At 57.1% G+C, this 9,624-nt stretch carries 12 protein-coding genes, 2 tRNA genes and 1 pseudogene; 9 read left to right on the forward strand and 6 right to left on the reverse strand.

What is annotated here, in order from left to right; all coding sequences use genetic code 11:
• Window positions 1-29 precede the first annotated feature (29 nt).
• Window positions 30-103, reverse strand: a tRNA-Cys gene (locus tag ACESMB_RS13325).
• A gap of 66 nt (window positions 104-169) precedes the next feature.
• Window positions 170-245 (reverse strand) — tRNA-Gly (locus tag ACESMB_RS13330).
• Between the two features lie 181 nt (window positions 246-426).
• Between ACESMB_RS13330 and ACESMB_RS13335 the strand changes: the two genes are divergently transcribed.
• Genes ACESMB_RS13335 through ACESMB_RS13350 form a run of 4 tightly spaced genes read left to right on the forward strand, consistent with a single transcriptional unit; the run spans window position 427 to window position 3,910 of the window.
• Entirely contained in the window at window positions 427-1,551 is a 1,125-nt protein-coding gene (locus ACESMB_RS13335; RefSeq protein ID WP_372927684.1) for an MlaE family ABC transporter permease, read from the forward strand.
• Entirely contained in the window at window positions 1,548-2,354 is an 807-nt protein-coding gene (locus tag ACESMB_RS13340; protein ID WP_372927683.1) for an ABC transporter ATP-binding protein, read from the forward strand. The genes ACESMB_RS13335 and ACESMB_RS13340 overlap by 4 nt, the downstream gene beginning before the upstream one ends.
• An 18-nt stretch (window positions 2,355-2,372) precedes the next feature.
• Entirely contained in the window at window positions 2,373-3,311 is a 939-nt protein-coding gene (locus tag ACESMB_RS13345; RefSeq protein ID WP_372971788.1) for an MlaD family protein, read from the forward strand.
• On the forward strand, window positions 3,308-3,910 hold the full coding sequence (locus tag ACESMB_RS13350; protein ID WP_372971789.1) for an ABC-type transport auxiliary lipoprotein family protein: 603 nt from the start codon (window positions 3,308-3,310) through the stop codon (window positions 3,908-3,910). The genes ACESMB_RS13345 and ACESMB_RS13350 overlap by 4 nt, the downstream gene beginning before the upstream one ends.
• 14 nt (window positions 3,911-3,924) lie before the next feature.
• Here the strand turns inward: ACESMB_RS13350 and pgsA are convergent, their stop codons facing one another.
• The 4 genes from pgsA to ACESMB_RS13370 form a co-directional block, all read right to left on the reverse strand.
• Window positions 3,925-4,473, reverse strand: a complete 549-nt coding sequence (gene pgsA, locus ACESMB_RS13355; RefSeq protein WP_372971790.1) for a CDP-diacylglycerol--glycerol-3-phosphate 3-phosphatidyltransferase — start codon at window positions 4,471-4,473, stop codon at window positions 3,925-3,927.
• A 7-nt stretch (window positions 4,474-4,480) separates the two neighbouring features.
• Window positions 4,481-6,358 carry an excinuclease ABC subunit UvrC gene (gene uvrC / locus ACESMB_RS13360; RefSeq protein ID WP_372971791.1) on the reverse strand — a complete coding sequence of 626 codons (1,878 nt, stop codon included), beginning with the start codon at window positions 6,356-6,358 and terminating at the stop codon, window positions 4,481-4,483.
• Window positions 6,342-7,007 (reverse strand): UvrY/SirA/GacA family response regulator transcription factor, encoded by a 666-nt coding sequence (uvrY, locus tag ACESMB_RS13365; protein WP_372927555.1) that lies wholly within the window; start codon window positions 7,005-7,007, stop codon window positions 6,342-6,344. Before uvrY ends, uvrC begins: the two co-directional genes overlap by 17 nt.
• Before the next feature lie 103 nt (window positions 7,008-7,110).
• Window positions 7,111-7,362, reverse strand: a complete 252-nt coding sequence (locus ACESMB_RS13370; protein ID WP_372927556.1) for a hypothetical protein — start codon at window positions 7,360-7,362, stop codon at window positions 7,111-7,113.
• Between the two features lie 117 nt (window positions 7,363-7,479).
• On the opposite strand from ACESMB_RS13370, the gene ACESMB_RS13375 reads away from it, so the two are divergent.
• From ACESMB_RS13375 to ACESMB_RS13395, 5 genes and pseudogenes are all read left to right on the forward strand, one after another.
• The gene (locus tag ACESMB_RS13375) at window positions 7,480-8,184 is read left to right on the forward strand and encodes an AzlC family ABC transporter permease (RefSeq protein WP_372971792.1); all 705 of its coding nucleotides are present in this window, start codon (window positions 7,480-7,482) and stop codon (window positions 8,182-8,184) included.
• Entirely contained in the window at window positions 8,177-8,515 is a 339-nt protein-coding gene (locus ACESMB_RS13380; RefSeq protein WP_372927558.1) for a branched-chain amino acid transporter permease, read from the forward strand. Before ACESMB_RS13375 ends, ACESMB_RS13380 begins: the two co-directional genes overlap by 8 nt.
• Before the next feature lie 3 nt (window positions 8,516-8,518).
• Window positions 8,519-9,118, forward strand: coding sequence for a DUF938 domain-containing protein (locus tag ACESMB_RS13385; protein WP_372971793.1), 600 nt, complete (start codon window positions 8,519-8,521; stop codon window positions 9,116-9,118).
• Between the two features lie 30 nt (window positions 9,119-9,148).
• The gene (locus ACESMB_RS13390) at window positions 9,149-9,424 is read left to right on the forward strand and encodes an acylphosphatase (protein ID WP_372927560.1); all 276 of its coding nucleotides are present in this window, start codon (window positions 9,149-9,151) and stop codon (window positions 9,422-9,424) included.
• A gap of 11 nt (window positions 9,425-9,435) precedes the next feature.
• A pseudogene (locus ACESMB_RS13395) lies at window positions 9,436-9,624 on the forward strand (AEC family transporter); the annotation flags it as partial.

Consider the following 9,624-nt stretch of genomic DNA (forward strand, 5'->3'; position numbering starts at 1 on the left):
TAGAAATAATGGAAAAACAAAGAAAATAATGGAGGCGCGGGTCGGAATCGAACCGGCGTTAACGGAGTTGCAGTCCGCTGCATAACCACTCTGCCACCGCGCCGGTAAAAGTACGAAGGGGATTCGTTACTTTTATGCTCTCAGGTGGGCATTGAGAGACTGTGTTGATTGGAGCGGGAAACGAGATTCGAACTCGCGACCCCAACCTTGGCAAGGTTGTGCTCTACCAACTGAGCTATTCCCGCTTGGTCAACGAGGGCGTATTCTACGGATTCGCTCGTATGCGTCAACCTCTTTTTTCAACTTTCTGTTTTACTTCAGGTTCTTGATTATTTTTCAAACAAACACCAGGCACCCCGATGGTAGAATGTCAGCTAGTATCTGAGAGTACTCTCTATTTTCTGAAAACAGGCACAGGAATTTCAGATGCCCTCACCCGGCCAGCTTGATTATCATGCCGATCGCCTCGTCATTACTGGCGACTGGACGCTGCCGAACTACGCCAGGCTGAAGCAGAGAGTCACCGCTACGCTGGCCTCATCGCAAACGGTGGACCAATACCCGGACCTGACTGCCATTGAAGCCCTGGATACCGCGGGGGCGTCGTTGCTGGCTGACCTTCTGGGTGCGAGGCGGTTGCTGGAGTTGACGGACGAGGCTTCAGACCTTCCGCCTGAGCGCCGGGATCTTTTGCGCCTGGTCGGTGAGGCCATAGCCTCGCCGGCTGAGGAACCGTCCCGCCGGGGTTCTGCGATAATTGCTTTTCTGGCCCGTGTAGGCCAACAGGTTGAGGATTACTGGCGCCAACAACGTTTGCTGATGGGTTTTACCGGGCAGATCCTGGCAACTCTGGTCACCATCCTCCCGACACCCTGGCGCTGGCGCATGACGCCCCTGGTTGCCCACATTCACCAGACCGGACTCAACGCGCTGCCTATCGTCGCCTTGCTTACATTTCTGGTGGGCGCGGTGGTCGCGTTTCTGGGCGCAACCGTTCTGGATGATTTTGGCGCCACGATCTACACCGTTAACCTCGTGGCTTTCTCTTTCCTGCGGGAGTTTGGTGTGCTGTTGGCGGCCATTCTTCTGGCGGGCCGCACTGCCAGCGCCTTTACGGCACAGCTTGGGTCAATGAAGGCGAATGAAGAAATTGATGCCCTGCGAACCTTCGGGCTGAGCCCGATTGAACTTCTGGTTATCCCCCGGGTACTGGCTATGGTTATTTCCCTGCCGATCCTGACCTTTGTCGGAATGATCAGCGGTATCATCGGCGGCTCACTGGTCTGCGTCATGGTGCTGGATATTTCCATCCCTCAGATCCTCAATATTCTGGAAAACAAGGTCAGTACCATTCATTTTCTGGTCGGGCTCGGAAAAGCACCCATTTTCGCCTTTGTTATCGCCGTTATCGGCTGTCTGGAGGGCTTCAAAGCGAGCGGCAGTGCAGAATCCGTCGGTGAGCACACGACGTCGGCCGTGGTACAGTCCATCTTCATGGTCATACTGCTGGATTCCATTGCGGCAATTTTCTTCATGGAGATGGGCTGGTGAATCAACAGGCCTCACAACAGGACGTGGTGATCAGTGTCCGGGAGCTTTGCAACCGGTTTGGCAGTAATGAGGTCCATAAGAACCTGGATCTCGATGTCTATCGTCGCGAAATCCTTGGGGTGGTTGGCGGATCGGGAACCGGTAAATCCGTGTTGCTGCGCAGCATTGTCGGGCTCATCCAGCCGCATTCCGGGGTTATCAAGGTCTTTGGCAAGGAACTGCAGGCGCTTTCTGCGGAAGAACGGTCCCGGGTTGAACGGCGCTTTGGTGTGCTTTTTCAGAGTGGCGCCCTATTTACATCCCTCACCCTGGAGGAGAATGTCGCCCTGCCATTGATTGAACACGCAAGACTTTCACGAGACGACGCGGAGCATCTGGCAAGGGTCAAGCTGGCACTGGTGGGCCTGCCAGCCAGCGCCGCTACCATGGTGCCGGCGCAACTCTCGGGCGGCATGGTAAAACGTGCCTCACTGGCACGGGCACTGGCGCTGGACCCGGAAGTCCTTTTCCTTGACGAGCCTACGGCAGGGCTTGATCCCATTGGTGCAGCTGCGTTTGACCGGCTGATTGTGACGCTTAGGGACGCCCTCGGCTTCAGCGTGTTTCTGGTTACTCACGATCTCGATACGCTATACAGTACCTGTGACCGTGTGGCGGTGTTGTCGAACAAGCGGGTACTGGTTGAAGGACCGCTGGAGACCGTCGAGTCCACGGACAACCCCTGGATCCGTGATTACTTCCACGGCCCACGCGGGCGCGCCGCCCATCGTTCAAGGACGACAACAAACGGAGTAGTTGAATGAATCAGGAGGACTGCTGAGATGGAACCCAGAGCACACCATGTCCTGATCGGGTTGTTTACCCTGGTCTTCCTGGCCAGCGCGCTGATGTTTGCGCTGTGGCTTGGCAAAACAAGCAATGACCGGGAATATGCCTGGTACGAGGTGGTCTTTGATCGCGGCGTGAGCGGGCTATCAGAGGGAAGCCCGGTCAAATACAGTGGCATCGAAGTGGGTGACGTATCGGAACTCAGCCTTGACCCTGACGACCCCCGCAACGTAAAGGCGCTCATCCGCGTCTACAGCGACGTACCCATCAAGGAAGATACCCGGGCCGGCCTCGCGCTGACGAACATTACCGGTAGCATGAGCATAGAGCTCAAAGGCGGAACGCCAGGCAGTCGCACTCTTGAAGGGAATCGCAGCTCCCCACCCACCATTAGCGCAGATCCGTCTGCCCTGGGTACGCTCATGCAGACCAGCGAACAGCTCTTCACCAAACTTGATGAGGTACTTACAAACGCCAATGCCATGGTTTCACCGGAGAACGCTCGCAACCTTACCCGCAGCCTGGAGAACATCGAGACCATGTCATCGGCCCTGCTGGAACAGAGGGACGAATTGAGGCGACTGGTGACCAGTTTTGATCAGCTCAGCGGCCAGACTGAAACCACACTGGAGACTTTCCGTCGCTTTGGCGCGACTGCAGATTCCATGCTGGATAACGAAGGCAGGCAGCTCTTCACCACGGCGCAACGTGCGATGGACTCGCTGGAGGCGTCCACCGCCCGGCTGGAAGATCTGACGGCGCGAAATGAGGGCGCACTGGACCAGGGCATGCAGGGCGTGGGTGAGCTTGCTCCCGCAATGCGGGAGTTGCGCAATACACTGAGAAGCCTCAATGGCGTGATCTACCGCTTCGAGGACGACCCGGCGGGTATGCTGCTGGGCCGCGAGCCAATCCGGGAGTTTAATCCGTGACAGCACCACTGATACGTTTAACGTTTGCCATGGTCGCCGCCCTGACGTTGGCCGCCTGCACTGTCTTTCCGGAGAAACCGGCCCACAAAATCTTCCAGTTGCCGGTGCCGGCTATCAAGGAGAGCGCAGACGAATCTTTCGACACTGCCCTGCGCATATCGGCACCCATGGCAGTGGCGCCCATCGACAGCACCCGCATTCTGGTGAAACCGGACTCCCACGAAATCCGCGCTTACCAGGGAGCACGCTGGGGTAACCGAGCACCGGTCATTGTTGGCAATCATCTTGTTGAGGCTTTTCGTCAGGATGGGCGGCTGGTAACGGTGGTCAGTGATACCAGCCCGGCACGCAGCGATCTCACTATCGTCGGCGACCTGACCCGGTTCCAGGCGGAATATCAGAATGGCAGCCCGGTTGTTCACATGCAGCTGAACCTGCAGCTGATTGATGAGCGAACCCGGGAGACACTTTCCAACAAGCGCTTCAACGTTCGCAGCCAGGCCAGCGATGAGTCTGTCGAAAGTGTGGTTGAAGCGTTTGGACAGGCCAGCAGTGAGCTGGCCCGGAACGTTATCGACTGGACCATGCAGGAGCTCTGACCGCCGGCCCCCGCCTACTCTTCCGGGAAAAGGTCGGGCCAGGCCGCCTTGAGATAGAGGATCATTGACCAGAAGGTCAGCACTGCCGCCACATACAGCAGCACCGTGCCCACATGGGTCCACATTACGCCCGGAGGGAAAGCCAGCAGCATGATAATGGCCACCATCTGCGCGGTGGTCTTGATTTTGCCGATGTAGGAAACCGCCACACTCGCCCGGCTTCCGATTTCCGCCATCCATTCCCGCAGGGCGGAGATCACGATTTCACGCCCTATAATCACCGTTGCCGGAATGGTGAGGATGAAGCTGGCGTGGGACTCGATCAGCACAGTCAGCGCAACGGCTACCATCAACTTGTCTGCAACCGGGTCCAGGAAAGCGCCGAATGGCGTGCTCTGGTCCAGCTTTCGTGCCAGGTACCCGTCCAGCCAGTCGGTTGCCGCTGCAAGCCCGAAAATCGCCGCGCTGACGATATAGCTCCACTGGGCCGGCAGATAATAGATGATCACGAAAACCGGAATCATCAGGATGCGGGAAAGAGTGAGTATATTTGGTAGATTCATGCTATCCCTATTCGTCATGCAGTACTGCGTATATGGTTTCTGCCAGGTTCCTGCTGATTCCCTGGACCTTGGACATTTCGTCCACACTGGCCTTGCGTAACTCCTGAATGCCACCAAAATAACGAATCAGGTCACGGCGACGCTTGGGCCCGACTCCCTCGATACCTTCAAGGGTAGACTGCCGGCGTTTCTTGTCACGCCTGGCTCGGTGGCCGGTGATAGCAAAGCGATGTGACTCGTCCCGGATATGCTGGATCAGGTGCAGTGCCGGCGAGTCTGCCGGTACCCGGTACAGATCGCCGGTCATGGCATCAATCAGCTGTTCCATACCCGCTCGCCGTGTAACGCCTTTGGCCACACCGATCAGCGGGATGTCTGTAACGCCAAGCTCATCAAACACTTCCCGGGCAATGTTCAACTGGCCCTTACCACCATCAATGAACACCAGCTCCGGGCGTTTGCCCTCACCCGCCACCATGCGTTTGTAGCGCCGTGTCAGCACCTGGCGCATGGCACCGTAGTCGTCGCCTCCCGTCACACCTTCAATGTTGTAAAGCCGGTAGTCGCTCTTCAGCGGCCCATTCTCGTCGAAAACAACGCAGGATGCGACCGTGTTTTCACCATGGCTGTGGCTGATGTCGAAACACTCCATGCGGGAGGGCGTTTCCGGAAGGTCCAGCAGGTCCCGCAGTGCCAGTAGCCTGCGGTACACGGTTTCCTTGCTCGCCAGGTGGCTGAGCAGTGTCTGGCGCGCGTTGGTCATGGCCAGTTCAAGCCAGCGACGACGTTCACCCCGCACGTTCTTACGAACACGGGTCTCCCGCCCCGCCGATTCCGTCAGTGCCTGTGATAGCAGTTCTTGCCCCTCAACATCCACGGGCACCAGAACATCGGGCGGGATTTCCCGCCGTGTGCTGCCCCCGAAGTAATACTGCCCCAGGAACGCGCTTAGCAGTTCGCCCTCCGACTGCTCGATGCTGTATCGGGGAAAATAATCCTTGGTGCCCAACACCCGGCCACCGCGTACGATAATAACCACAATGCAGACAACCCCGGCGTCCTGGGCAATGGCAACAACGTCCGCATCGCCGCCCTCTCCGTCCACGCTCTGCTGCTCCTGCACATGGCGAAGGTGGTTGATCTGGTCGCGGTAGGCGGCGGCTTTCTCGAATTCCAGGTTCTTCGACGCCGTTTCCATCGCAGTCATCAGATCCTGCAGGATCGCGGGGTTCTTGCCCTCCAGAAACATGGTGGCGTGGCGCATGTCCTCCCGGTAATCCTCCGGCGAGATGAACCCCACACACGGAGCCGTGCAGCGATTGATCTGGTACTGCAGGCAGGGGCGCGTTCGGTTCCTAAAATAGCTTTCACTACAGGATCTTATGCGGAATATCTTCTGCAATACATTAAGACTTTCCTTGACTGCGCCGGAGCTCGGAAAGGGGCCATACCAGGTACCACCGCCCTTTTTGGTCCGTCCGCGACGGAATGTCAGGGACGGATAATCTTCGTGGGAAGACAGATAAATATAGGGGTAGGATTTGTCATCCCGCAGCAGAATGTTGTAGGGCGGCCGCAGGGACTTGATCAGGTTCTGCTCAAGCAGAAGCGCTTCGGTTTCACTGCTGGTGATAGTGACTTCAATGGAACTGATCCGGGAAACCAGCGCCTCTGTCTTCGGGGCCAGGCCGGACTTGCGGAAGTAGCTGGTAACGCGTTTTTTCAGATTGCGGGCCTTGCCCACATACAGAACGTTGCCTGCAGCGTCGTACATGCGATAAACGCCGGGCCGTTCCGTCAGTTGTTTCAGGAAGCTTCTGGTGTCGAACTCCCTGTTGTTCTCTGCCTCGGCAGCATCAACCGGGGAGTCAGACTTTGTCGGCATCAAGCAACCCGAGCCTGACCGCCATCAGCGCCAACTCAACGTCACTGGAGATTTCCAGCTTCTCGAAAATCCGATAGCGGTAACTATTCACGGTTTTGGGGCTGAGGCAAAGCTTGTCGGAAATGTCCTGCACTTTCTGACAGTCCACCACCATCAGGGCAATCTGCATTTCCCGTTCCGACAAACGGTCGAACATGGACAGCTCACCGTCTTCATCCCTGGCATCACCGCCACCAAGTTGTTTCAGCGCCATTTTCTGGGCGATTTCAGGACTGATATAGCGCTGACCGGAATGTGCCATGCGAATGGCTCTGACCATTTCCTTGATGTCGGCACCCTTGGTGATGTAGGCAGAGGCCCCCGCCTGCATGACCCGGGTGGGATAAGGATCGTCAGCGCAGGCAGTCACGACAATGACGCGAACCGCATCATCAATGCGCAGAACCCGGCGCGTCGCTTCCAGCCCGCCGATGCCCGGCATGCGGATATCCATTAATACAATATCCGGGCTGTCTTTACGCACGAAATCAATGGCATCCTCGCCTGAAGATGCTTCGCCAATGACGTCAATGTCGGGATTGTCCGCCAGCATCCGGGTAATACCGGACCTGACCAGTTCATGGTCGTCTACAACCAATACCCTGATCAAAACTCACCTCGCATGCGGCTTTGTATAGGATTTGTCAAATTGTACCGGTTAAGGGTGTCCGGCGGTAGCTGCATCCATCATTACGGGAATCCTGTCACACGCTTCAGCCAGGATTGCCAAGGCTTGCGGTATTCTCAACCGGGTCAAACCAGACCACCAGTTCCTGGCGGCGAACAGCCGATCTCACGCGCTCCCGCTCCGACATGGGGTTTTCAGTGTCGTTGAGCCCGTGATAACGGGTGCAATACTCTTCAACCAGCCCGTCCAGCTGGTCTTCCGAGAGCAGCTCAGCGTCTACCACGAATTTTTCTTCCCGGGGATCCGACTGTGGCTCACGGCCAGTTTCATCGGTCATTGTCTGCTCCGCCTCAAATTCTCAATGGTAATGGGTTTGGTGCAGATGTAGAAGGCCCGGCTTCTCAATATCCGCGGGATTCTCTATCATGCCCTGCTTTCAGAGGCCCGGGGCAATATGAACCAGTCTGTTTTCCGTTTGACACTGCCTATCCTGTTCGGCTATCTGCCGCTGGGCATGGCTTTTGGCGTGCTGTTTACCACGCAACTGGATTATCCCTGGTGGGCTGCCCCCGCCATGGGCATCCTGATCTACGCCGGTGCCGGGCAGATTCTTGCGGTTAGCCTGCTGGCTGCCCAGGCAGGGCTACTGGAGGTGTTCATTGCGATGTTCGTGCTTAATGCCCGCCACCTGTTCTATGGCCTGTCCCTGCTGGGCCAGTTTCACGGCGCAGGCTGGCGTAAGGCGTACCTTATTTTCGGCCTGACTGACGAAACCTACTCGCTGCTGACAAGCCGTGCACGGTCGGCTGAACGGCGCCATGAGCAGGCGGTGGATTTCCGTATCACTCTGTTCAATCAGTGCTACTGGGTGGCAGGTTGTGCCCTTGGTGCCCTGCTGGGTGCCAACGTCGCCTTCAACAGCACCGGTATCGAGTTTGCCCTCGTTGCTTTGTTCATTGTTCTGACTATTGAACAGTTCAAAGCCATCGGTGATACTTTTCCGGTTTTTGCCGGGGCTGCTGCGGCAGCACTGGCTATTCTGTTCCTGCCCCAGGCACACCAACTGATCGGGGCCATTGTGGTTGTCACCCTGGTGTTGCTCGTCCAGTATCGCAAGCTTCGGGATACCCCGGATGCGGAGGGTGCCGGACATGGCTGATAACTGGTATCTGGCAGGGTTTATCGCAGTAGCAACGGTAGCCACCTTCGCGACCCGTGTGATTCCATTCCTGTTTTTCCAGAGGCATACGGAACATCCTCTTATCCGCCATCTTGGCCGTTACCTGCCGGCAGCGGTCATGGCATTGCTGGCTACCGTCTTCCTCCAGCGTTCCGCTACCTGGAATAACGCTCTGCCGGGGGTGGATGCGCTGTTACCCGCTATCCTGGTCGTGGCGATTCACCTGTGGCGTCGGAACGCGCTTTTATCCATTGCCTCTGGCACCATAGCCTATATGGCAATTTTGCAACTGAACCTGATACAGGGGTAGCTCATGGCTCCCGAGAAGCCTTTCTCCCAGGCCTGCGAGAACAACAAGCAACCAATACTGGAACGAATCAGGCACATCTTCACCAGCCCGGGCACAATACTGGAGATCGGCACCGGTACCGGCCAGCACGCCGTGCATTTCGCCTCATCTCTGAGCCATGTTGTGTGGCAGCCCAGCGACCGCCCGGGCGCCACCGGCTTTAGCCTTGGCTGGATAGAAGATGCCGCACTGCCCAACGTACTGCCGCCCCTGGAGCTGGATGTGGCCTCAGAGAGTTGGCCGATAAACTGCATCGATGGTGCGTTCTCCGCCAATACCGCCCATATCATGACGTGGGAGGAAGTGAAGGCGATGTTTACTGGTCTTGCAAAGCACCTGGACAAAGGCATGCCATTTTGTCTTTACGGCCCGTTCAGCTACGGTGGGATCCATACCAGCGACAGCAATCGTCAGTTCGACCAGCACCTGCGTAGTCAGGCGCCACACATGGGTATCCGGGAGATGGACGATCTTCTCGAACTGGCGGAGCGAGCCGGATTCAGGCTCGAAAACGATCATCAAATGCCCGCCAACAATCGTTTGCTGGTGTTGCTTAAACTGTAGACTGCATCGACTATTAGGGAGGATCAGGCAATGAGCAACCAGAGAATGTCAATGCTGATCAGCGGCAAGGTCCAGGGTGTTTACTATCGCGCCTCGGCAGCCAGTAAAGCAGCTGAACTGGGCGTGACCGGCTACGCGAAAAACTTGCCCGACGGTCGTGTGGAACTGGTCGCCGAAGGCCCCCGGTCAGCGCTGACCTCCCTCAGGCAATGGTGTGGCGATGGTCCGCCTGCAGCAGAAGTGGACAGGGTCGACACCACCGAGAGCGCGGCTACCGGCGAATTCACAAGCTTTGAGACCCGGTAACCGACAACAGGATGGCGCTCCTAGACACCTTTCTTAATACCCTTGAAATTACCCTTCCGGTTTTTGCCATGGTGTTTATCGGCCTGGGCCTCAGGCGCCTGGGCTGGATAGACGCCACCTTCATCAACACTGCGTCTGCACTGGTATTCCGTGCCACCCTGCCCACGCTGGTATTCCTTAGCATTGTGCGGGCCGATCTG

Origin of the sequence: Marinobacter sp. (assembly GCF_041686475.1) — a bacterium.
GTDB lineage: Bacteria > Pseudomonadota > Gammaproteobacteria > Pseudomonadales > Oleiphilaceae > Marinobacter.

What these genes read in the sequence shown, in the direction of transcription:
- pgsA (WP_372971790.1), bottom strand. Translation starts at nt 4,473, where the DNA reads ATGAATCTACCAAATATACTCACTCTTTCCCGCATCCTGATGATTCCG.
- uvrC (WP_372971791.1), bottom strand. Translation starts at nt 6,358, where the DNA reads ATGCCGACAAAGTCTGACTCCCCGGTTGATGCTGCCGAGGCAGAGAAC.
- ACESMB_RS13375 (WP_372971792.1), top strand. Translation starts at nt 7,480, where the DNA reads ATGAACCAGTCTGTTTTCCGTTTGACACTGCCTATCCTGTTCGGCTAT.
- ACESMB_RS13390 (WP_372927560.1), top strand. Translation starts at nt 9,149, where the DNA reads ATGAGCAACCAGAGAATGTCAATGCTGATCAGCGGCAAGGTCCAGGGT.
- ACESMB_RS13385 (WP_372971793.1), top strand. Translation starts at nt 8,519, where the DNA reads ATGGCTCCCGAGAAGCCTTTCTCCCAGGCCTGCGAGAACAACAAGCAA.
- ACESMB_RS13345 (WP_372971788.1), top strand. Translation starts at nt 2,373, where the DNA reads ATGGAACCCAGAGCACACCATGTCCTGATCGGGTTGTTTACCCTGGTC.
- ACESMB_RS13335 (WP_372927684.1), top strand. Translation starts at nt 427, where the DNA reads ATGCCCTCACCCGGCCAGCTTGATTATCATGCCGATCGCCTCGTCATT.
- ACESMB_RS13380 (WP_372927558.1), top strand. Translation starts at nt 8,177, where the DNA reads ATGGCTGATAACTGGTATCTGGCAGGGTTTATCGCAGTAGCAACGGTA.
- ACESMB_RS13370 (WP_372927556.1), bottom strand. Translation starts at nt 7,362, where the DNA reads ATGACCGATGAAACTGGCCGTGAGCCACAGTCGGATCCCCGGGAAGAA.